Genomic DNA, 21421 nt, shown 5'->3' on the forward strand with positions numbered 1-21421 from the left:
GCTAGACGATCTCGTGCCCGGTGATGGCCCCCGTGGTCTCGTACTCGGCCAACTGCGCAATGCGGCGGGCGTGGCGCTCGTTACCGGAAAAGGGTGTGACGATGAACGTGTCGATGAACGCAACGGCCTCATCGACCGAGTGCTGGCGTGCGCCGACCGAGATCACGTTGGCGTCGTTGTGCTCGCGAGCGAGCTCAGCGGTAGCGATGCTCCACACGAGCGCTGCACGAATCCCCGTGACCTTGTTCGCGGCGATCTGCTCTCCGTTGCCCGAGCCGCCGAACACCACGCCGAGCGCCTCGACTCCCTCTGCCTGGTCGCGGGCTACACCACGAGCCGCGTTGATGCAGAACGACGGATAGTCATCCAGCGCGTCGTAGTGATCGGGACCGTGATCGACGACCTCGTGCCCCTGCGCGGCGAGGTGCTGCTGCAGGTGCCGGCTGAAGTCGAGTCCCGCGTGGTCGGTGGCGATGTGGATGCGCATGCTGACAATTCTATGAGAGGCCTAGTCGAACTGCGGGTCGCGGGTGCGCGAACGCTTGAGCTCAAAGAATCCGTCGTAACTCGCCGCCGCCACGACTCCGTCCCAGAGGGAGAGAGCCTGCTCACCCTTGGGCGCAGGCGAGATCACTGGGCCAAAGAAGGCAACTCCGTTGACAGCGAGAACGGGGGTGCCGACGTCTTGGCCGACACGGGAGATGCCCTCTGCGTGACTAGCCCGCAGCTGGGCGTCGTATTCGTCACTGTCGGCGTAGCGCGCCAGAGCGGGGTCGAGACCAAGCTCGGCGAGCGCACCGGCGATCACCTCGTCGACATCCCTCTGACCACCCGGGTGAATGCGGGTGCCCAGTGCGTCGTACAGAGGCTTGACGATGTGCTTGCCCTCGATCTCGGCGAGCGAAGCGACGAGTCGGGTGTACCGCATAGCCCGCGGAAGGAACGCCTTGTAGAAGTCGCTCAGGTCTTCTTTGTCTTCGTTGAGGACGGCCAGGCTCATGATGTTCCATGAAATGTCGAGGTCGCGGTGCTTCGCCACCTCGTCGACCCATCGGCTCGTCATCCAGGCCCAGGGGCAGGATGGATCGAACCAAAACTCGACGCGGGCGCTGTTCGTATTCGTCATACCGCTAGTCAACCGCACACCCTCTAACTTTGCCGACCTGACCGCAAGATGAGAGTTCGTAGGGACTCTCGCTCCAGCGCCCCCCTGGCACTGGTCTTCGGCATAAGACGGGCGCACACTTGATTCAAAGCGCATCCGTCTCGACCTGGAGGTAGCTCATGGGCGGCGTGACTAACGAGCAAATGCAGGGCATTCCGAACTTCGTTCCCGTGTTGTCCCGAGGCAGGCATCGGCGACCTAAGCAGGGTGCGTGCTTCATGGAATTCGCCTCGTATATGGCGGGCGAACGATGGAGCGATCATCCTGAGTGCACCCATCCCCTGCTGGCGTTCCTCGCCAGAGGAGTGAATGACTTCACGACGGATCGCGGCAGGCAAGAGCTTGCCACGCTTGTTCCTTCGGTCGTCGGTCTCAATGGTGACTCACCAGCGGTCGATATCGCCATCGCCCTGAGGGTTGCCGTGACGGCGCTCGGCTCTGTGAGCGAATCGCGGCAGCGCACTCTTGCTACGGGCGTGATCGCGTGTCAGCGAGCCCTGGATGCGAGCCAGAGTGACATCGTGTGGGCGCAGTCGCTCATAGCTCAGGCCGAACGTGAGGCTCCGCTGGCAATGCAGTGGGCGCGCGAGTTCTGCCAGAGAAACCAGCCCCGTGCACCGATCTCGTTTGCTCGGGCCGGCCGGGCGATCGTGAGCACCGCCGTTCTGGGTGCGGCCCAGGCCTGCATTGCCGACCAGGATGCGCTCTTGAAGGAGATGCTCGAGAGTGCAATCGCCGATTGCGAAGCCCTGCTCGGCAAGCCGGAGAGACACAGTGCCATGCCGGCACCGGCAAAGATCTGGAACGAGAAGAGGGTTTCCGCAGAGCTCTAGAGAGTCGACGGTTAGGCTTGCTGCGAAGCAATCGACCAGTGATTTGAGGAGCATCGATGCCCGGAGACAATCTCACCCGCCTAGAAGCACAGGAGCGCAGTGCGCTTGTCTCTGTAGAAAGCTACGACGTCACACTTGATGTGACCACGGGCGACGAGACCTTTCTCAGCACCACCGTCGTAACGTTCGCGGCTACCGCCGGTGCCTCGACGTTCATTGACGCGATCACCCGCACGGTGCGCTCGATCACCCTCAACGGTGCCGAGATGGCGACATCGGCCGCGGATGGCTTGCGCATCCAGCTCGACTCCCTCGACTCGCACAATGTGCTCACCGTCGTCGCCGAGATGGAATACACGAACACGGGCGAGGGGCTTCACCGCTTTGTTGACCCCGTCGACGGCGAGGTCTACCTGTACTCGCAGTTCGAGGTGCCCGACAGCCGACGCGTATTCGCGGTCTTCGAGCAGCCGGATCTGAAGGCCGAGTTCTCGTTCACGGTCATTGCGCCCTCGCGCTGGCAGGTTGTGAGCAACTCGCCCACGCCTGAGCCCGAGATCAGTGGTGAGGTGGGCACGTGGCGTTTCTCCCCCACCCCCCGAATCTCCTCGTACATCACGGCGATTGTGGCCGGGCCCTACGACGTGGTTCGCAGCGAGTTGACCAACCGCAGCGGTCGGGTGGTTCCCCTGGGTGTTTTCTGCCGCCGCTCGCTGAGCGAGTACCTCGACGCCGACTACATCTTCGACATCACTCGCAAGGGCTTCGAGTACTACGAGGAGAAGTTCGACTACGACTACCCGTTCGAGAAGTATGACCAGCTCTTTGTTCCCGAGTTCAACGCTGGGGCCATGGAGAATGCCGGATGCGTGACGTTCACTGAGACGTATGTGTTCCGCGGCAAGGTCACCGACGCCATCAAGGAGCGTCGCGTCGTCACGATCCTTCATGAGCTCGCCCATATGTGGTTCGGCGACCTCGTCACGATGAAGTGGTGGAACGACCTCTGGCTCAATGAGTCGTTCGCCGAATGGGCCTCCACTATCTCGACCGCAGAGGCCACCGAGTGGACCGAGGCATGGACGACCTTCCAGGCAATGGAGAAGAGCTGGGCGTACCGCCAGGACCAGCTTCCGTCGACCCATCCCGTGGTTGCGACGATTAACGACCTCGAAGATGTGCAGGTCAACTTCGACGGCATCACCTACGCCAAGGGCGGCTCGGTTCTCAAGCAGCTCGTCGCGTGGGTTGGCCGCGATGCATTCTTCTCGGGTGTTGCCGCGTACTTCAAGAAGCATGCGTACGGCAACACCGAGCTGAGCGACCTGCTCACGGAGCTTGAGACGACGAGCGGCCGCGACCTGTCGAGCTGGTCGAAGCTGTGGCTGGAGACCGCCGGAGTCAACACTCTGCGCCCCGAAATCGAGACGAGCGGGGATGGCCGCATCACGTCGTTCACCGTCGTACAGACGGCAACGAAGGACTACCCGACCATTCGACCCCACCGCTTGGCGATCGGGTTCTATGAACTCGCGAGCAACGCGGCCGATGCCAAGCTGACGCGCGTGCACAGGGTCGAGATCGATGTCGATGGTGAGCGCACCGAGGTTCCCGAGCTCGTTGGTCTGCAGCGCCCCGCGCTCGCATTGATCAACGACGACGACCTGGCCTACGCCAAGATCCGTCTCGACGAGCACTCCCTTGAGACGGCGATCGCACACCTCAGCAGCATCGGCGACCCGCTCGCCCGGGCCCTCGTTTGGGGCTCCGCGTGGGATTCCACGCGGGATGCCGAGACCAAAGCCAGTGACTACGTGCGCCTCGTTCTGGGCAACATCGCGACGGAGACCGAGAGCACGACCATCCGTACGACTCTGTCGCAGCTCCTCACGGTGGCTCGCAGCTATGTCGACCCCGCCACGCGCGCTCAGACGATCGAGACGGTCGGAACCGAGCTGTGGAACCTTGCCAAGGCCGCAGAATCGGGCTCGGATGCTCAGTTCCAGTTCGTGAAGTTCTTTGCTGCTATTCCCTCGACGGACGAGCACGCGGCGACTCTGTGCAGCCTGCTGTCGGGCGAGATCGCACTGGACGGGCTGGAGATCGACACCGACCTGGCATGGGAGCTACTCGAGGGCCTTGTGCTTCTCGGTGCTGCCGGCGAAGACGAGATCGCCGAGGCGCTTGCCAAGGACAACACGGCGACCGGTCAGCAGGCCGCGGCCCGCGCCAGGGCAACGATCCCCACGGCAGAGGCAAAGCTCGCGGCGTTCTCCTCGCTGCTCGACGACGACACCGTCTCGAACCTCATCGTTCGCCACACGGCGATGGGCCTGCAGCACGTCAACGACCCCGCGCTGCTTGAGCCGCTGGTGGGCCGTTACTTCGAGAGCCTCACGGATCTCTGGAACACGCGCAGCTACGGCATTGCCTCCTCACTGATCGTTGGTCTCTACCCCGCTCCTTTGGCCTCACATGAGCTCGTGATCGCGACGAGGGCGTGGCTCGCCGCCAATCAGCAGATCCCAGCGCTGCGACGCCTGGTGATCGAGAACCTCGACGGTGTTGAGCGAGCTCTCCGCGTTCAGGAGCGCGACGCACAGTAAGGCCACAAGCACTGAGCGACGTTCGGGTGACGGGTCAGGACCAGCGGCATTGCCTGCTGGCCCTGGCCCGTTTTCGTCGTTCAGTCAGCCGTGTCTCTGACAGCTGCTCCTAGACTGGTGCGGATGGAAGAGACACCTACACCTTTCGACTGGAACGCCTTCTGGGCCGGCGTCGGTTCTTTTATCGAGTTCTGGCAGGTGCCCCTCAAAGTGCTTCTGCTGACCGGAATTGCGGTCGCCGCGACCTGGGTTCTGCGCTTGGCCATTCGTCGCATCGTCAACCGCGTCGTGACGGGTGTCAAGAAGAAGGAGAACATCGACGACACCCAGGCGCTCTTCTCGTCGCCGCTTGCGGCGGTGCGCGTGGTGCAGCGAACCAGAGCCCTCGGCACGGTCCTCAACAGCGCGGTGACCGTGACAATTGTCATCATCACTCTGCTGTTGCTCGTAGATGTCGTGTTTCCCAACGCGACGGCTGCCTTTGGCCTTCTGAGTGCGGCGGTGGGTGCTGGCCTCGGTTTCGGTGCCCAAAACATCGTCAAGGATGTGCTCAACGGCATCTTCATGGTTGCCGAGGACCAGCTCGGCGTCGGCGATGTCGTTGACCTCGGCCCGGCAACGGGAGTCGTTGAGGTCGTCGGCATTCGGGTGACTCAGGTGCGGGACGTGAACGGCACCCTCTGGTTCGTGCGCAACGGCGAGATTCTGCGCGTCGGCAACACGTCCCAGGGCTGGGCCCGGGCGATCATCGACCTCGCTGTTCCGTATGACGCCGATGTCGACCTCGTGCAACAGCGCATCCTGGGGACCGCAGTCGACATGTACCAGAACTCGAAGTGGCGCAGCCGCATGCTTGATCGCCCCGAAATCTGGGGAATCGAGTCGATTTCGGCCGAAGCGGTTGTGGTTCGCCTTGTCGTCAAGACTCGCGCGGCGAGCAAAGACGATGTCGCCCGAGAGCTGCGCGCCAGACTCAAGCGCACCCTCGACGAGATGGGAGTGCGCCTCCCCGCCCTCAACAGCGTTGTGCTGCAGGGGTTCGAGGGTGCCACGAGCGTGGGAGGCGCCCGTCCGCCCAAGACTCGCCCCATCAAGCTCGACGAGGTCAAGGAAGCCACCGCGGCAGCCCAAGCTCGCAAGACTCCACCCTCACGAACTAAGGGAACCGAGAAGTGACAATGCCACCAGCAGCAGGCGACCCCGTGCGCAGCCCCATCACGCTCCGCACCACCGAATTCGGCGCGGCCGCAGCCCCCAGCTTTTATGACCGGGTAGGCGGACGAGCCACGTTTGAGAAGCTCGTTCGCGCCTTCTACGCCGGAGTTCGCGACGACGACGTTCTGTGGCCCATGTATCCAGAGCACGACCTCGAAGGCGCTATCCAACGCCTCACGGGTTTTCTTGAGCAGTACTGGGGTGGGCCAGGAACCTACAGCGAAGAACGCGGTCACCCGCGGCTGCGGATGCGGCACAACCCCTACAAGGTCAACCCCGATGCTCGGGACCGCTGGCTCAAGCACATGCGGGCGGCGCAAGACACCCTAAACCTGAGCGAACTCGACGATGCGACCCTGTGGGATTACTTCGAGCGCGCGGCGACGGCGATGCTCAACACCTTCGAGGAGTAGCGCCGGCCGCTACTGCGGTGCGTCGGGCTCACCCTGCGCCTCGGCCTCTGCAGCTCTCGAAGCCTCTGCCTCGGCGTAGGCCTCCGCGAGGCCTGTAGCCAGAGGGGTTGTCGGCCGACCGAGAATAGTGCTCAACGTGGGGTTCGCATCGGCGAGCGCACCGTCACGGGTGTTGGTATCGAGGGTGACCACGAATGCCGCCGTGCCCATATCGAGGCCCGCCTTGCTAAGAATCTTGCGGTGCTCCTTGTACGAGACACGCTTATAGGTAACCTTCCTGCCGACGATCTCCGAGACGACCTCCGCGAGCTCGTCGTACCCCCACGCAGTGTCCCCGGCAAACTCGTAGGTTTGACCCTCGTGCCCTTCTGCGACGAGAACCCGCGCAGCACCTTCTGCATAGTCGCGGCGACTCGCACTCGCGATGCGACCGTCGCCCAGGCTTGCAATGATGAGGCCCGTGTATTTGGCCTGTTCTGCAACCTGGACGTAGCTCTCGGTGTACCAGTTGTTTCGCAGCATGGCATAAGGGATGTCGGATGCTCGCACCATGGCCTCCGTCGCTTTGTGCTCGGGAGCAAGGGCGAGGGTTGAGGTGTCGGCATGCGGTGCGCTGGTATAGGCGATAAAGCCAACGCCGGCATGCTGGGCCGCGTCAATCACGTTCTTGTGCTGCTTTACGCGACGACCCACCTCGCTGCCCGAGATCAAGAGCAGCCGGTCGACTCCGGTGAGAGCCTCATCGAGCGCTCCGCGATCCGAGTAGTCGGCTGAGCGGGCAACAACTCCCTTCGCCACAAAATCCGAAACCTTGGCTGTGTCGCGTCCGATGGCGACGATATCGCCGGGTGCTACCCCGAGGTCGAGAAGCGAGTCGAGGACGAGTCGACCGAGGTGGCCGGTTGCTCCGGCGACAGCGAAAACCATATTCGGATTGTCCTTTCGGCTAAGCGATCTTCTTCAAGGGTAGTGTCAGGAGAGGACAGCCTCTCAGCGAAGGAATCTCCTATGAGCACCCCGCCGCTCTCCCCCGCAAGCTCCCCCGAGGCAGACGCACCGCAGCCGGCTACGCCCGACTCCGGGGCCTCCACCGTCACGGTCGGCGGTATCGCCGTTGCCGCCCTCGTTATGGGTATTCTCGCGTTTCTCGCGGGCTGGATTCCCATCGTTGGGGCACTGTTTGGCATCACGGGCCTCATTCTCGGCATCATTGCTCTCGTTCGTCGAAAGGGCCGGGGCATGGGAATCACCGCGGTGATCCTGTCGACCCTGGCGATAATCGCGAGCGTGATCACGACGGTTCTGGCGATCACCCTCCTGCCGCTGATGCTCGTGAGTTTCGCCAACATCTCTGACGACGTGACCGACGGGATCGCGGATCAGGTGGTGCCCCCGCAAATTGTCGAGACTCCGTGTTACGGCTTCGACGCCCCCTCCGGCTACATCAACAGCCAGTCGGCGGCAGATCAAGAGGCCTGCTGGACAACCCTTGAGCTGCGGGGCGAGCTCAACGAGAACGGCGAGTTCATCAACACCGGCGAGGGCGACATCTTCGGTTCCATCTATGTCGAACCTGTCGACAGTGAGATTGTGGCATCGTGGGGAGTCGGCCTCGGTGGCGACAGCGACGACCTCGACGCCGCTGTCACATACCTTGCCGACGCCTACTTTTCGCAGCTCGGCACCGTCACAACGCTCAACGAGCCCATGACCATTGATGGGGCAGCCGCTAACATCACGCGTCTCGACAATGGCGCGGGGCCCGACACCACCAACGTGGTGATCGCCACCTTCTCGCCCTCCACCTACGCGCTCGAGAGCGAATCAGAAACGAGCGAATCCAAGTTTTGGGTGATCACCGTAGCCACCATGGACGACGACGGCGACGACATTCTCGAACGCATGATCGACACCTGGCAGTGGCGCTAATATCCCTCCGCGTCACGCGTCACGCTGGGCGCGGCGAAGCGCTAAGCCGATGCGCGGCGCAGAAGCGCCTCTGCGTGGCGGATGACGGGTTCGTCGATCATCGTGCCATCCAAGGTGAAAGCGCCCTTGTTCGCGAGCGAGCCCTCCACAACACGGCGAGCCCAGTCGGCCTGGGCAGCATCCGGTCGGTAAGCGGAGCGGATGGTTTCGACCTGGGCCGGATGGATGCACGCTGTCGCCGAGAAACCGCTCTGGGCGGCATCCTCAGCCTCGGCCTGCAGTATGCCGAGGCTCGTGAAGTCCACGTTGATCGCGTCGATCGCCGCCTTGCCGTGAGCCCGGGCGGCGAGCAGGATGCTGGACCGCGCGTGGTCGATGACGTTGCGATAGCGGCCGTCGTGCCCACGACTGCTGGTTCCACCCAGCGACACCGTGAGGTCTTCCGCCCCCCAGAACAGGCCGACGACCTGGGGCAAAGCCGCAATGTAAGAGGCGTTTAACACTCCCTCGGCCGACTCTATGAGGGCGACTACGCGGTAGGCGGCCAGGTCAGCGAGCTCCTCGGGGCTCGTAACCTTGGGCACCATAGCCGTGCTGTATCCACTGCGGGCAAGCGTCTCGAGGTCGGCTTCGAACTCGGGGCTGCGCGTGCCGTTGAGTCTAAGAATTGTGCGCTCGGGGTCGAGCGACGAAGCGATGACCGCCTCGCGGGCCGCCGCCTTGTTTTCGGCACCGACGGCATCCTCTAAGTCGAGGATGACCGCATCGGCTCGATCGGCGGCTTTGGCGAAGCGCTCCGGCCGGTCTGCTGGGCAGAAAAGGATGGCGGGACCCATGGTGAACGTCATGTCATGCACCCGTCCAGAGTATTGCGAACGGCGGGCGCCGACGACCCCGGAGTTCGATCCAAGGCGGGGAGCGAGCTATCCAAGGCCAAGAGAGCGGGCGATGATCATGAGTTGCACCTCATTGGTGCCTTCGCCGATCTCAAGAATCTTGGAATCCCTGTAGTGCCGCCCCACAACGCTCTCGTTCATGAACCCGTATCCCCCAAAAATCTGAGTTGCATCCCTCGCATTGAGCATGGCCGCGTCGCTCGCCACCAGCTTGGCGATGGCCGCCTGCTCGGCGAAGGGCACACCGGCATCGCGTCTCCGCGCGGCATCATGCCACGCCAGGCGCGAGGTATGCACCCGCGACCTCATCCGCGCGATCGTGAAGGCAATGAACTGATGCTCGGCAATGGGCACACCGAAGACAACCCGCTGCTTGGCGTAGGTCACCGATTCCTCGAGGCAGCCTTCTGCTGCCCCTGTCGCCAGGGCCGCAACCGCAATGCGACCCTCGTCGAGCGTGCTGAGAAAGTTCGTGAAGCCCTTGCCTCGCTGGCCCAAAAGGTTCGCGGCGGGAACCCGCACGTTGTCGAAGGTGAGCGGGTGGGTGTCGGATGCCCGCCAGCCGACCTTGTCATAGGCGGGCTCGACCGTGAAACCCGGGGTTCCGGAGGGCACGATGATCGTGGAGATCTCGGCGCGGGGTTTGCCAGAGGCATCCGTCACTCTCGCGGTCACTGCCGAAACGGCGACGAAGCTCGTGATGTCGGTGCCAGAGTTGGTAATGAACTGCTTGGTGCCGTTTATGACCCACTCATCGCCGTCGAGCACCGCGGTGGTGCGGGTTGCGCCGGCGTCGGAGCCCGCCTCGGGTTCGGTGAGGCCGAATCCCGCCAGGGCTCGCCCGGAGAGCAAGTCGGGCAACCAGCGAGCTTTTTGCTCAGCGGTGCCGAAACGAAACAGGGGCATCGCGCCGAGCCCGACCGCCGCCTCCAACGTGATAGCGAGCGACTGATCAACCCTGGCGATCGCCTCGACAGCCAGACAGAACGTCAGGTAGCTCCCGCCCTGGCCGCCCGCCTCCTCGGGGAAGGGGAGGCCAAAGAGCCCGAGTTCGCCCATCCTGGCGACGACATCTAACGGCAAGGCGTGATCGCGGTCGGCCTGATACGAGATGGGGGCGATGACCTCGTCGGTGAAGGTGCGAACGAGGCCCGCGAGCTCATTCTCCTCGTCACTGAGCCCATATCCGGGGGCGGTGTCGTTCATGGCTGAACCTCTCTCAAGGGGGTCGGTTGGGCGGCGGATGAGCTGTCGGCGGCGATTGTGGCCACGCGATGGTCGGCCCGCACGAGGTCTCCCACGCGCACATCGATCGTGACGATGCCCTCGCTCGTAGCCAGCACGGTGTGCTCCATCTTCATTGCCTCGATCGTCACCAGCGCCTGCCGTGCGGTGACCCGGTCGCCCGAGGCGACGGAGACATCGACAACCGTGCCAGCGAGCGGGGCACGAACCTCGGGCGAGACGGCACCCTCCTGGCGTTCGAGAGCGGCGAGCTCACGCTCAAGTGACTCCTCACGAGACACTCGTCGCAGGGCTACGGATGCTCCGCCATGACCGATCCAGACCGTGTCACCGTCGAGCGCGACATCCCTCGGCGGGAGCACCGATACGGGTTGCGGCACCGCGACAGAGCGCCACTCGTCGCCATCGTCGATAGTGACGACCGCAGGCCGGTGCTCACCCAACCGCCATCCGTCGCGGCGTCGCCACGGCTCCGCACCATCGACGCGACCACAGAACAGCGATGCAGCGGTATCGAGCGCCACAGCATCCGGCACTCCGAACTCGTGCCGAGGCAGAAACCGCGCGATGAGGTCGGTGTCGAGGCTGCCCGACCGCACATCGGGGTCGGCCAGAAGAACTCGAAGAAGCTCGACATTGTGGTGCACGCCCAGAACGAGCGTTTCGGCAAGAGCACGGTCGAGCCGGTAGAGCGCCTGGGCGCGGTCATCACCCCGTGCAATGACCTTGGCCAGCAGAGGGTCATAATCTGCAGTGATGCTGCGCCCGAGAGCAAGCCCGCTGTCGACGCGGACACCCTCTCCCGCTGGCTCGTGCAACGCCACGACAACCCCGGTCGACGGGAGAAAGCCCTGCCGAGGGTCTTCTGCATAGATGCGGGCCTCGACGGCAGACCCGCTGAGGGTCACATCCTCCTGTGAGAAGCCAAGCGGCTCGCCCGCGGCGATGCGCAGCTGCTGTTCGACAAGATCTACCCGCTCGCCCCTCACCCGCGCGACCTCCTCGGTAACGGGATGCTCCACCTGCAGCCGCGCATTCATCTCCATAAAGAAGAACTCGTCCGGCGATTCGGCAGAAACGAGAAACTCAACGGTTCCAGCGCCCACGTACCCGCTACCTCTGGCAACCTCGCACGCCGCAGCGCCCATCCGTTCGCGAAGATGCGCGCCCTGCGGCGACTGCAGAAGCGGAGACGGAGCCTCCTCGATTACCTTCTGGTGGCGGCGTTGCAGAGAGCATTCGCGCTCCCCGAGGTGGACGACTCCCCCGCTCATGTCGGCCAGGATCTGCACCTCGATGTGGCGTGGTGACGTCACGAGGCGCTCCAACAGCAGAGCGTCGTCACCGAACGCGGCCTTAGCGATGCGGCGGGCTGCGGCCAGTGCGTCGGGCAGGTGCGCCGGATCCTCCACGACCTGCATGCCCTTGCCTCCACCACCGGCCGACGGCTTAACGAGCAGCGGAAACCCCACAGACCCTGCTGCTTCGATGAGCTCGGCGTCGCCGAGCGCTGGCCGGGACACTCCCGGAATCACCGGGACGCCCCGCTCCTGCACATGGATCTTTGCTCTGATCTTGTCGCCCATCAGATCAAGCGCAAAAACAGGGGGGCCAACGAACACCACGCCGGCGTCGGAGCACGCCTGCGCCAGCGGCGCGCTCTCCGACACGAAGCCGTACCCGGGGTGCACCGCCTGTGCCCCGGTCGTGCGCACCGCCGCCATAATCGCATCGACGGAGAGGTAGCTGTCACGGGCGGGGGCCGGCCCGATTCGCACTGCCACATCGGCGAGCGTCGTATGCGGAGCATCCGCATCAGCATCGCTGTACACGGCGATGGAACGGATGCCCAGCCGCCGAAGGGTGCGGATAATGCGCACCGCAATCTCGCCGCGGTTGGCCACAAGAACGCTCTCGAAAGGGGGCACGGCGGTCACATCCTAAACAGGCCGAAGGCCGGCTCTGGCAGGGGCGCCGACGCACACACCCGGAGGGCGAGCCCCAGCACCGTGCGGGTATCGGCAGGGTCGATGACCCCGTCGTCCCACAGACGGGCAGTGGAATAGTACGGGCTTCCCTGCTCTTCGTAGCGGTCAGCGATGGGCTGGCGAAAGTCTGCTTCGTCGGCCGCGGAGTAGCTTTCGCCTCGGGCAGCCATCTGCTCCCGCCGCACCGACCACAGCACTGACGATGCTTGCTGGCCGCCCATTACCGAAACCCTCGCCGCTGGCCACATCCACAAAAAGCGGGGCGAGTAGGCCCTTCCACACATGGAGTAGTTGCCAGCGCCGAATGAACCGCCGATCACGACTGTGAGTTTGGGCACCCGGGTCGTGGCCACCGCCGTGACCATTTTTGCTCCGTGCTTTGCTATGCCGCCCGCCTCAGCGTCCGTCCCCACCATGAAGCCCGAGATGTTCTGCAGAAAGACCAGGGGCGTGCCGCGCTGGTCGCACAGCTCGATGAAGTGAGCTCCCTTTTGAGCCGACTCGCTGAACAGCACGCCGTTGTTGGCAATGATGCCCACCGGATGCCCGTGGATGCGGGCGAACCCGGTGACGAGAGTCGTGCCGTACTCCGCCTTGAACTCATGAAACTCGCTGCCATCAACAAGCCTGGCGATGACCTCGTGGACGTCGTATGACTCGAGAACGTCGGTGGGAACGACACCATAGAGCTCGTCTTGCGGCACCCGTGGCGGCTCTGATGCGCTCACCTGCCAGGCGGCCTCGGCGGGCGGCGGCAGGGTCTCGACGATATCGCGCACGATCTGCAGAGCATGATCATCGTTGTCTGCGAGGTGATCGACCACCCCAGAGCGCCGAGCGTGCACTTCGCCTCCACCGAGCTCCTCAGCGGTGACAACCTCGCCGATTGCCGCTTTGACGAGCGGCGGGCCGCCGAGAAAGATCGTTCCCTCGCCCCGCACGATCACGGTTTCGTCGCTCATCGCCGGTACATAGGCACCGCCTGCCGTGCAGGATCCCATGACGGAGGCGATCTGCGGCACGCGCTGCGCCGACATGCGGGCCTGGTTGTAGAAGATGCGCCCGAAGTGGTCGCGATCGGCGAAAACCTCGTCCTGCATCGGCAGAAAGGCTCCCCCCGAATCGACCAGGTAGATGCAGGGGAGCCGATTCTCCAGGGCAATCTCCTGTGCTCTTAGGTGCTTCTTGACCGTGAGAGGGAGGTAGGTTCCGCCCTTGACGGTTGCGTCATTAGCAATGACCAGGACGGGGCGGTCGTGAACGAGGCCGACGCCAGCGACGACCCCGGCTCCAGGAGCTTCGTCACCATAAAGCCCCGTCGCGGCGAGCGGTGCGATCTCAAGGAACGGACTGCCCTCATCGAGGAGGCGGTCAACGCGGTCGCGGGCCAGCAGCTTTCCCCTGCTCTGATGACGCAACCGGGATGCTTCTGAGCCACCCAGCGCCGCCTCGGCGAGTCTCGCGCGCAGTTCGGCGACGAGCGCCTTTTGTGCGGTGGCGTTCGCCTCGAACGCCGCCGAGGTCACGTCGACCCGACTTTCCAGTGTCTTCATTGACTACCTTCTGAGCTGCTGTGGATGAGAGCGGACCGCTCCTCAAGCCAATTTCAGTTAGTCTCGACTAACTGAACTACAGGCTAACTCTCTCGCCATCGAAGGGGAACCCCCCGTGACAGCCCAGACTCCAGACCCGCCAGCCGACGGATCGTCTCGCACCAGGGCAAAGGCCGACCGCAGAACAGCGCTTCTCGAAGCGGCGGCGCGTCTCTTTGCCGAGAACGGCTTCGCCCAGGTCTCACTCGAGGAGCTCGGCGCCGCGGTCGGCGTGAGCGGCCCCGCCGTCTACCGGCACTTCGCCAGCAAACAGGCCGTCCTCGCCGCGCTGCTCATCGGCGTTAGCGAATCCCTGCTCGCGGGCGGTCGTTCCGTGATCGCGCAGCAATCCCCGGCCGCGGTGACGCTTCGAGCACTCATCGACTTCCACGTCGACTTCGCCGTGAGAGACCCCGACGTCATTCGCGTTCACGATCGCGACCTGCACAGCCTGTCAGACGACTCCCGCCACACGGTGAGAGAGCTTCAGCGGCGATACAGCGAGCTCTGGGTCGACGTTGCCGCTGAGCTGCGCACCGAGACCCGTCAGGAGCTTCGGGTTCGGGTGCAGGCCATTTTCGGCCTCATCAACTCCACCCCGCATACCGCAAGCGGAATCGCTGGGGATTCGCTTCGAGCCCTCTTGAGCGACATGGCGCTGGCAGCCAGCCTTTCGGCCTCGCAATAGTCCCGAGCTAATCGGCCGATGTGCAGATGCAGACCTCGTTGCCCTCAATATCGGCGAGCACCCACCAGTCCGGCGCGAACTCATCCGTGATGAGAGCACCGCCAGCGGCAAGAGCTGCGGCCAGCCGCGCTTCGGCATTATGCGCAGGAACATAAACATCGACATGCATGCGATTGCGCTCTGTGCGGGCAGCATCCATGCTCTGAAACCAGACCTTGGGACCGTCGCCGCGCGGGTCTACCAGGCTCGAAGAATCGCCGCCGTCAACGTCGACGTAGTCGAGCACCGCCTTCCAAAAGGGACGAAGGTTCCCGGGCTCTGTCGTGTCGATTGCGATCTCGTAGACGCTAGGAATATGGTCTGCCGGTTCGCCGCCGACGTGCACGGCGAGGGAATGAATATCCCGTGCCAGCTGCACGTCGCGCGAGGTAACGCCTCCGGAATCATGAGACGTGAGCACGAACTCTGCCCGGCCCCAACCCAGCTTCATATCGGGATGGTGGTTTAGCGACTCAGCAATCTCACCCGCACGCGTCACAATCGCCGCCGCCGTCACAAAATCGGGGGTCGTGTAGTTTGCCCTGAGCGCACCGGCGAGATGTTCGAACGCCGTACCGGCGAGATCCTCTGCGGTCATCTCGGGAGTGAGGAGCTTATGGGGGTCGACGCTGACTTCGCTCATGCGCCCACCTTCCCGCCGAGTTCCGTGGGCGTCAAGTGCCTGGAGGTGAGCATCTGGCCTGAGTTCACGAGCCTCTGTGGTGCTCGCTGCCTCATACGAGAGCGAGAACGCCCGCCGGGTCCCTCAGAATCGACCCCACCGTCGTAAGGAACTCAGAGCCCTGCCGACCATCGATTAACCGGTGATCGAACGCGAGCGTGAGCGTGACCACGCTGCGCAACTCGATTTCTCCGTCGTGCTCCCACGGCACCCGGCGAATGGCACCCAACGCAAGAATTGCCGCCTCCCCCGGCGGCAAAATGGGAGTGCCAGCATCCACGCCAAAAACTCCGACATTGGTCACCGTGAAGGTGCCATCCACGAGCTGGTGGGGCGTAGTCGCCGACTCCCGCGCCGATGCGGTGAGCGCGGTCATTGCATCGGCCAGTGCGGGCAACGAGAGCTCGTCGGCACCGCGGATGTTCGGCACCAGCAATCCTCGATCCGTTGCGACGGCGATCCCGAGGTTCACATGAGCGAACTGGACCACCTCCTGAGCGGACTCATCCCACCGACTGTTGATCTCCGGCGTGTGCTTGATCGCCACAAGGCACGCCTTCGCAACAAGAGTGAGAATTCCCATGCTGTGCTCGCGAAGACGCGGCGATTGCCTCAGCCGATCGAGCAGCTCAAGGCTCTGTGTCACATCGACCGTGAGGGTGAGGCTCGCATGAGGTGCCGTGAACGCACTCTGCACCATGGCCTCCGCCATCCGCCGACGGACCCCCGTGATGGGGCTGCGCACCTCCGACTGCTGCTCAAATGCATCTGTAGCGCCCGAGTACGCAGAATCGGCGGCATCCCGGGCCGCCACGGGCGCCGCCTGATGAGAGGCCAGCCACTCCGTTCTGCGGTGGCGTCGCCGGGGAAGCTCCCCCGTCTCACCCTTGGGCCCGTAACCCACGAGGACGGCGGTGCGGTTCGCCGCTGGGGCAACACCCTCGCTCACGCTTTCGCTCACGCCCTCGCTCACGCTCTCGGCAGCAACCGGCTCGGGGTCGACCACTGCCGCGGTAACGGCATCAGCGGCCTCGAGATCTGCTGCGGGCGGAGAGTCATCCCCGTCATCCGTCTCGATCGACACGATCACCGAGCCGACGCGCACGGAGTCGCCGGGGTCTGCGAGAAGGGAGCGCACCACGCCCGCGAAAGGCGAGGGAAGCTGCACGAGAGCCTTGGCGGTCTCAACCTCCGCAAGAATCTGGTTCAGCTCGACCGTGTCCCCGACCTGCACCTCCCACGACACAAGCTCTGATTCGGTAAGGCCCTCGCCGAGGTCGGGGAGGGCAAAGTCGCGAAGGCTCATAGTGTCCATCCGGTCAAAGAGTTTGCACGGCCGAGCACGCGGTCAACTGCGTCGAGAACACGGTCGAGATCGGGGAGAAAGTGCTCCTCTAGCCGTGAGGGCGGATAGGGGATGTCGTGGCCGGTGACACGCGCTGGTGCAGCCAAAAGGTGGGTGAAGCAGCGTTCGGTGATGCTCGTTGCAAGTTCGGCACCGAGACCGCCGAACTGTTGTGCCTCATGGGTAATAACGAGGCGACCAGTCTTGCGCACCGAGGCCTCAACGGTATCGAAGTCCACAGGAGACAGCGAGCGAAGATCAATAACCTCAAGCGAAATGCCCTCATCGGCTGCCGCGAGCGCCGCGTCAAGCGCCGTCGCCACGAGCGGGCCGTAGGTCACAATCGTGGCGTCGGTTCCCTCAACGACAACGCGGGCGGCCTCAAGCGGCGGTGCAGCATCGAGCGAAGCGTCAACCTCGCCCGTAACCCAGTACCTCCGCTTCGGCTCGAAGAACAGCACGGGGTCGTCGCAGGCGATGGCCTGCCGAATCATCCAATACGCATCCTGGGGGTGAGAGCACGCCACGACCCTCAGGCCGGCGGTGTGCGCAAAGTATGCCTCGGGCGACTCGGAATGGTGCTCGACCGCACCGATGCCCCCGCCGAACGGCACCCTGATGGTGATCGGCATGCGAACGGCGCCGCGCGTGCGGTAATGCAGTTTTGCCACCTGCGCCACGATCTGGTCGAACGCCGGATAGATGAAACCGTCGAACTGAATCTCGACCACCGGCCGGTAGCCGCGATAGGCGAGGCCCACGGCCGTGCCCAGGATGCCCGCCTCTGCAAGAGGCGTATCGATTACCCGGTCGGCCCCCCACTTCTTTTGCAGACCGTCTGTCACGCGAAAGACGCCGCCGAGACGCCCGATGTCTTCGCCCATCAGCAACACTCTGTCGTCGGCGGCCAGGGCGCCATCGAGTCCAAGCCCGATCGCCGCGCCCAGCGTCTTCTGCGCCACCGTCTTCTGTGCCATCTCGCCGCTCATCGCTCCTCCCCCAGCATGTCGAGGTACGCGGCGTACTGGCTGCGTTGGCGCAGCACGCGCGATGTCGGCTCAGTAAACACGTGATCGAAAAGTTCGAGGGGGCGAGGGTCTGGCAGCTCAAGGCAGGCGCGCCTGAGATCGGCGGCGACGGCATCCGCAGTGCGTGATGCCACCTCATGCACGCTGTGCAGGCCATTTAGCTCGAGATTGCGCTCCACTCGTGCGATCGGGTCGAGCTGAAGCCACTCATCGTGCTCGGCGGGGTCGGCATAGCGAGACGGATCATCGGATGTGGTGTGCGGCCCCATCCGATAGGTCACCGCCTCGATATAGCTGGGCCCGTCACCTCGCCGTGCTCGATCAAGCGCCCACCGGGTCGCCGCCATCATGGCAAGCACGTCGTTGCCATCGACTCGAATGCTCGGAATGCCGAACCCTGGGGCGCGGTCGGCGAGAGGCCTGCGCGCAACGAGACTCACGGGCTCCGAAATCGCCCAGTGATTGTTCTGGCAGAGAAAGATGACGGGGGCACGGAATGCGGCGGCAAACACCATCGCCTCCGAGACATCCCCCTGGCTTGTTGCCCCGTCGCCGAAGTAGGCGACGGCAACCGAATCTGCACCGTCTTTTGCACAGCCCATCGCGTAACCGGTTGCGTGGAGCGTTTGGGCACCGATGATGACGGCGGGCGGCGCCATCCCGAACTCGTAAGGATCCCAGCCGGATGCTGCCGTGCCCCGCCACATCGGCATCATCTCCTCGACACCAACGCCGCGGCAGTAGGCGACGGCGTTCTCGCGGTAGCTCGTGAAGACGAAATCGTCTGATCTCAGCGCCCTAGCTGACCCGATCTGCGCTGCCTCCTGCCCTCGAAGCGGAGGCCACAGCCCCACCTGCCCCTGCCGCTGCAGCGCGATTCCCTCGCTGTCGATACGGCGAACGACGACCATGTCTTCATAGAGTTCGGCGAGTCTCTCCGCCGTTATGTCACTCACCCACGGGTCGAAATCGTCGTTGGGGATGCGGCGACCGTCTGGGCCGAGCAAACGCAGAGGTGTCTCTGCCGGGCTCTGCACTGGGTCGAGAAACTCGGTTGCTGCCTCGGTCGCGTTCGGCTCACGGTTTTCAGGACCCTGAACTCGTCCCGTGCTGACAATCGCTGACGTCACAGCTGCCTCCTCGACCGGTGCCGACCGCAGCAGGTGAGCCAGGGTTAGGCACGATCCATCCAGCCCGGGCTTGTGGCTCAGGCTGATCGGGCTTCGTTGCCCGACGTAGGTGACGCTACGCACGGCGGGCTGGAAAATCAACCACTGCCGCGGCGCGTGGGAGCGCATCCCTTTCGGTCACCCCGTCGAGCCGATAGCCTCTGCCCAGACCCGACCGGCAGAGGAGCCCACGATGTCAGCAGCAACTCCCGCACAGAGCGATGCCATCGTGATCGGGGCTGGCCTTGCTGGGCTGGTCGCAGCGGCAGAACTCATCGACGCCGGCAAGAGAGTGACGATTCTCGATCAGGAGCCAGAAGCCAGCCTCGGCGGGCAAGCGTGGTGGTCATTCGGCGGCCTCTTTCTTATTGACTCGCCTGAGCAGCGTCGCATGGGAGTGCACGACAGCATCGACCTCGCCCGCGACGACTGGTACGGCAGCGCAGGCTTCGACCGAGACGATGAGGATGCCTGGGGGCGCAGATGGGCGGAGGCCTACCTCGATTTTGCCGCGGGAGAAAAACGTTCCTGGCTTCACGCAATGGGGGTTCGCTGGTTCCCCGTCGTTGGCTGGGCGGAGCGCGGCGGGTATACAGCGACGGGGCACGGAAACTCGGTTCCGCGGTTCCACATCACGTGGGGCACCGGGCCAGGACTCCTTGCTCCCTTCCTCGCCAGGGTGCGAGCCGGAGTCGAATCGGGGCACGTCACCCTGCTCTTTAGGCACCGTGTCGACGAGCTCGTCGTCGAGGACGGTGCCGTGGTCGGAGCACGGGGATCTGTGCTCGCGCCCGACAACGCCGCACGCGGTGCCGCCAGCAACCGCGACGTGACCGCAGATTTTGAGGTGCGGGCAGCATCCGTCATCGTGTCGTCCGGTGGAATCGGCGGCAACCATGATCTGGTTCGAGAGCAGTGGCCGGCGAGGATGGGCACGCCGCCCGTATCGATGCTGTCGGGCGTGCCAGCACACGTTGATGGACGGATGCTCGGCATCGCAGCGCAGGCGGGCGGGCGTCTCGTCAACGGCGATCGCATGTGGCACTACGTCGAGGGCATCGAGAACTACGCGCCCGTATGGGCCAAGCACGGAATCCGCATTCTGCCCGGCCCATCGAGCATCTGGCTCGACGCGACAGGTAAGCGTTTGCCCGTGCCGTTGTTCCCCGGCTTCGACACCCTCGGAACTCTCGAACATCTGCGCACGACGGGCCACGACCACAGCTGGTTCGTGCTCACGCAGAAGATTATCGAGAAGGAATTTGCCCTGTCGGGGAGTGAGCAGAATCCCGATCTGACCGGCAAGGACATTCCTCTGCTGCTGCAGCGGGTGCGCGCGGGAGCGCCTGGGCCCGTCGAGGCATTCAAGGATCGGGGTGCCGACTTTATTGTCGCCGACACCCTTGACGACCTGCTCGATCGAATGCAGCAGCTCACCCCCGACGTGCCCATCGATGCCGCACGGGTGCGGTGGGAGATTGCTGCTCGCGACCGCCAGCTCGACAACGAGTTCAGCAAGGATTCGCAGGTCAACGCACTACGACAGGCTAGGAACTATCGCGGGGACAAGCTCATCAGGGTTGCCTCGCCCCACAAAATTCTCGACCCCTCGGCCGGGCCCCTCATCGCCGTGAAGCTCCACATCCTCACGCGCAAGTCGCTGGGCGGGCTGCAAACCGATCTGGATGCCCGCGTGCTCGGCAGCGATGGGGCCCCGATCCCTGGGCTCTACGCTGCGGGCGAGGCGGCCGGTTTCGGCGGAGGCGGAGTCCACGGGTACCGCTCGCTCGAAGGGACCTTTCTTGGCGGCTGCCTCTTCAGCGGTCGAACGGCGGGCCGCGCCGCCGCAGCGCAGTAGCCGTCCGACCCACCGCTCACGGAGCGCACGAAGGGCCCGACGACTCCGCCGGGCCATTCTGTGAGCGCGCTTAGACGATTGCGGCCCGGAGAGCAGCTGCGGCCGCTCCGACATCGGGAGCACCATAGATGGCGCCGCCCGCTACGGCGACCTGTGCGCCGGACTGCTGAACCGAAGCGATTGTCGAGACGTTGATGCCACCGGCCACCGAGAACGGCACACCAGAGCTTTCGCCGTCCCGCAGCAGCGTGGAGAACGTGAAGCCCTCTTCTGCCTGCTCGTCGAGACCGGCGTGCATCTCGACGAACTCCACACCAAGGGCGACGACCTCCTTGGCACGGGCGGGCTTGTCGGCAACGCCGATGAGGTCAACGACGACACCCTTGCCATGCTTCTTGGCCGCTGTGACGGCACCGACGATGGTGCTGTCGCCCGCCGCACCGAGCACGGTCACGAGGTCGGCACCGGCGGCGAATGCGATGTCGGCTTCGAGCTCGCCAGCATCCATGGTTTTGAGGTCGGCGAACACGATCTTGTCGGGGTGCGCTGCCTTGATGGCCGTGATGGCCGAGAGGCCTGCGCTCTTGATGAGCGGGGTTCCCAGCTCAAGGATGTCAACGTAGGGCGCCGCGGCTGCGGCGAGTTCGAGGGCTGCCTCGGTGGTGAGGGTGTCCATGGCGAACTGCAGTTTCATGTGGTTCTTTCTGTTCGGTTGTTGCTGGGCTTGTCG

The 21421-nt window shown here is 64.2% G+C and carries 19 protein-coding genes; 7 read left to right on the forward strand and 12 right to left on the reverse strand.

The window, feature by feature from the left end; translation table 11 throughout:
• Nucleotide 1: 1 nt before the first annotated feature.
• Both C2138_RS08055 and C2138_RS08060 read right to left on the reverse strand, forming a co-directional pair.
• Nucleotides 2-487 (reverse strand): ribose-5-phosphate isomerase, encoded by a 486-nt coding sequence (locus C2138_RS08055; protein ID WP_108516916.1) that lies wholly within the window; start codon nt 485-487, stop codon nt 2-4.
• 21 nt (nt 488-508) lie between these two features.
• The gene (locus C2138_RS08060) at nt 509-1126 is read right to left on the reverse strand and encodes a mycothiol-dependent nitroreductase Rv2466c family protein (RefSeq protein WP_108516918.1); all 618 of its coding nucleotides are present in this window, start codon (nt 1124-1126) and stop codon (nt 509-511) included.
• A gap of 257 nt (nt 1127-1383) precedes the next feature.
• On the opposite strand from C2138_RS08060, the gene C2138_RS08065 reads away from it, so the two are divergent.
• The 4 genes from C2138_RS08065 to C2138_RS08080 all read left to right on the forward strand — a co-directional run bounded on the left by C2138_RS08065 (nt 1384) and on the right by C2138_RS08080 (nt 6232).
• Nucleotides 1384-1998, forward strand: a complete 615-nt coding sequence (locus C2138_RS08065) for a hypothetical protein (protein WP_159078177.1) — start codon at nt 1384-1386, stop codon at nt 1996-1998.
• A gap of 56 nt (nt 1999-2054) precedes the next feature.
• Entirely contained in the window at nt 2055-4604 is a 2550-nt protein-coding gene (gene pepN / locus C2138_RS08070) for an aminopeptidase N (protein ID WP_108516922.1), read from the forward strand.
• A gap of 123 nt (nt 4605-4727) precedes the next feature.
• Nucleotides 4728-5780, forward strand: coding sequence for a mechanosensitive ion channel family protein (locus tag C2138_RS08075; RefSeq protein ID WP_108516924.1), 1053 nt, complete (start codon nt 4728-4730; stop codon nt 5778-5780).
• 2 nt (nt 5781-5782) lie between these two features.
• Nucleotides 5783-6232 carry a globin gene (locus C2138_RS08080; protein ID WP_108516926.1) on the forward strand — a complete coding sequence of 150 codons (450 nt, stop codon included), beginning with the start codon at nt 5783-5785 and terminating at the stop codon, nt 6230-6232.
• Nucleotides 6233-6241: 9 nt separating this feature from the next.
• Here the strand turns inward: C2138_RS08080 and C2138_RS08085 are convergent, their stop codons facing one another.
• The gene (locus C2138_RS08085; protein WP_108516928.1) at nt 6242-7159 is read right to left on the reverse strand and encodes an SDR family oxidoreductase; all 918 of its coding nucleotides are present in this window, start codon (nt 7157-7159) and stop codon (nt 6242-6244) included.
• Between the two features lie 81 nt (nt 7160-7240).
• Between C2138_RS08085 and C2138_RS08090 the strand changes: the two genes are divergently transcribed.
• Nucleotides 7241-8161, forward strand: a complete 921-nt coding sequence (locus tag C2138_RS08090) for a DUF4190 domain-containing protein (RefSeq protein ID WP_108516930.1) — start codon at nt 7241-7243, stop codon at nt 8159-8161.
• 41 nt (nt 8162-8202) lie between these two features.
• Here the strand turns inward: C2138_RS08090 and C2138_RS08095 are convergent, their stop codons facing one another.
• From C2138_RS08095 to C2138_RS08110, 4 genes are all read right to left on the reverse strand, one after another.
• Nucleotides 8203-9009 carry an HpcH/HpaI aldolase/citrate lyase family protein gene (locus tag C2138_RS08095; RefSeq protein WP_108516932.1) on the reverse strand — a complete coding sequence of 269 codons (807 nt, stop codon included), beginning with the start codon at nt 9007-9009 and terminating at the stop codon, nt 8203-8205.
• A 75-nt stretch (nt 9010-9084) separates the two neighbouring features.
• Nucleotides 9085-10263, reverse strand: coding sequence for an acyl-CoA dehydrogenase family protein (locus C2138_RS08100; protein ID WP_108516934.1), 1179 nt, complete (start codon nt 10261-10263; stop codon nt 9085-9087).
• Nucleotides 10260-12230: an acetyl/propionyl/methylcrotonyl-CoA carboxylase subunit alpha gene (locus C2138_RS08105; RefSeq protein ID WP_422395396.1), complete on the reverse strand. Its 1971-nt coding sequence runs from the start codon at nt 12228-12230 to the stop codon at nt 10260-10262. Before C2138_RS08105 ends, C2138_RS08100 begins: the two co-directional genes overlap by 4 nt.
• A gap of 5 nt (nt 12231-12235) precedes the next feature.
• On the reverse strand, nt 12236-13843 hold the full coding sequence (locus C2138_RS08110; protein WP_108516938.1) for a carboxyl transferase domain-containing protein: 1608 nt from the start codon (nt 13841-13843) through the stop codon (nt 12236-12238).
• A 115-nt stretch (nt 13844-13958) separates the two neighbouring features.
• Between C2138_RS08110 and C2138_RS08115 the strand changes: the two genes are divergently transcribed.
• Entirely contained in the window at nt 13959-14570 is a 612-nt protein-coding gene (locus tag C2138_RS08115) for a TetR/AcrR family transcriptional regulator (protein ID WP_108516940.1), read from the forward strand.
• Nucleotides 14571-14577: 7 nt separating this feature from the next.
• On the opposite strand, the gene C2138_RS08120 is transcribed toward C2138_RS08115, so the two are convergent.
• The 4 genes from C2138_RS08120 to C2138_RS08135 all read right to left on the reverse strand — a co-directional run bounded on the left by C2138_RS08120 (nt 14578) and on the right by C2138_RS08135 (nt 18701).
• A complete protein-coding gene (locus C2138_RS08120; protein ID WP_108516942.1) occupies nt 14578-15252 on the reverse strand; it encodes a 4a-hydroxytetrahydrobiopterin dehydratase in 675 nt (224 codons plus the stop codon).
• 91 nt (nt 15253-15343) lie between these two features.
• On the reverse strand, nt 15344-16597 hold the full coding sequence (locus C2138_RS08125; protein WP_108516944.1) for a dihydrolipoamide acetyltransferase family protein: 1254 nt from the start codon (nt 16595-16597) through the stop codon (nt 15344-15346).
• A complete protein-coding gene (locus C2138_RS08130; RefSeq protein ID WP_422395413.1) occupies nt 16594-17598 on the reverse strand; it encodes an alpha-ketoacid dehydrogenase subunit beta in 1005 nt (334 codons plus the stop codon). Before C2138_RS08130 ends, C2138_RS08125 begins: the two co-directional genes overlap by 4 nt.
• A gap of 23 nt (nt 17599-17621) precedes the next feature.
• Entirely contained in the window at nt 17622-18701 is a 1080-nt protein-coding gene (locus tag C2138_RS08135) for a thiamine pyrophosphate-dependent dehydrogenase E1 component subunit alpha (protein WP_233245565.1), read from the reverse strand.
• A 325-nt stretch (nt 18702-19026) separates the two neighbouring features.
• Here C2138_RS08135 and C2138_RS08140 point away from each other — a divergent pair, with 325 nt between their 5' ends.
• Nucleotides 19027-20691 (forward strand): FAD-binding dehydrogenase, encoded by a 1665-nt coding sequence (locus C2138_RS08140; protein ID WP_108516948.1) that lies wholly within the window; start codon nt 19027-19029, stop codon nt 20689-20691.
• Between the two features lie 70 nt (nt 20692-20761).
• On the opposite strand, the gene hxlA is transcribed toward C2138_RS08140, so the two are convergent.
• A complete protein-coding gene (gene hxlA, locus C2138_RS08145; RefSeq protein ID WP_108516950.1) occupies nt 20762-21385 on the reverse strand; it encodes a 3-hexulose-6-phosphate synthase in 624 nt (207 codons plus the stop codon).
• Between the last annotated feature and the right edge of the window lie 36 nt (nt 21386-21421).

It is taken from the genome of Salinibacterium hongtaonis, assembly GCF_003065485.1.
Lineage (GTDB): Bacteria > Actinomycetota > Actinomycetes > Actinomycetales > Microbacteriaceae > Homoserinimonas > Homoserinimonas hongtaonis.

What these genes read in the sequence shown, in the direction of transcription:
- C2138_RS08080 (WP_108516926.1), top strand. Translation starts at nt 5,783, where the DNA reads ATGCCACCAGCAGCAGGCGACCCCGTGCGCAGCCCCATCACGCTCCGC.
- C2138_RS08085 (WP_108516928.1), bottom strand. Translation starts at nt 7,159, where the DNA reads ATGGTTTTCGCTGTCGCCGGAGCAACCGGCCACCTCGGTCGACTCGTC.
- C2138_RS08095 (WP_108516932.1), bottom strand. Translation starts at nt 9,009, where the DNA reads ATGACGTTCACCATGGGTCCCGCCATCCTTTTCTGCCCAGCAGACCGG.
- C2138_RS08125 (WP_108516944.1), bottom strand. Translation starts at nt 16,597, where the DNA reads ATGAGCCTTCGCGACTTTGCCCTCCCCGACCTCGGCGAGGGCCTTACC.
- pepN (WP_108516922.1), top strand. Translation starts at nt 2,055, where the DNA reads ATGCCCGGAGACAATCTCACCCGCCTAGAAGCACAGGAGCGCAGTGCG.
- C2138_RS08120 (WP_108516942.1), bottom strand. Translation starts at nt 15,252, where the DNA reads ATGAGCGAAGTCAGCGTCGACCCCCATAAGCTCCTCACTCCCGAGATG.
- hxlA (WP_108516950.1), bottom strand. Translation starts at nt 21,385, where the DNA reads ATGAAACTGCAGTTCGCCATGGACACCCTCACCACCGAGGCAGCCCTC.
- C2138_RS08110 (WP_108516938.1), bottom strand. Translation starts at nt 13,843, where the DNA reads ATGAAGACACTGGAAAGTCGGGTCGACGTGACCTCGGCGGCGTTCGAG.
- C2138_RS08075 (WP_108516924.1), top strand. Translation starts at nt 4,728, where the DNA reads ATGGAAGAGACACCTACACCTTTCGACTGGAACGCCTTCTGGGCCGGC.
- C2138_RS08100 (WP_108516934.1), bottom strand. Translation starts at nt 10,263, where the DNA reads ATGAACGACACCGCCCCCGGATATGGGCTCAGTGACGAGGAGAATGAG.
- C2138_RS08060 (WP_108516918.1), bottom strand. Translation starts at nt 1,126, where the DNA reads ATGACGAATACGAACAGCGCCCGCGTCGAGTTTTGGTTCGATCCATCC.
- C2138_RS08055 (WP_108516916.1), bottom strand. Translation starts at nt 487, where the DNA reads ATGCGCATCCACATCGCCACCGACCACGCGGGACTCGACTTCAGCCGG.
- C2138_RS08065 (WP_159078177.1), top strand. Translation starts at nt 1,384, where the DNA reads ATGGAATTCGCCTCGTATATGGCGGGCGAACGATGGAGCGATCATCCT.
- C2138_RS08090 (WP_108516930.1), top strand. Translation starts at nt 7,241, where the DNA reads ATGAGCACCCCGCCGCTCTCCCCCGCAAGCTCCCCCGAGGCAGACGCA.
- C2138_RS08140 (WP_108516948.1), top strand. Translation starts at nt 19,027, where the DNA reads ATGTCAGCAGCAACTCCCGCACAGAGCGATGCCATCGTGATCGGGGCT.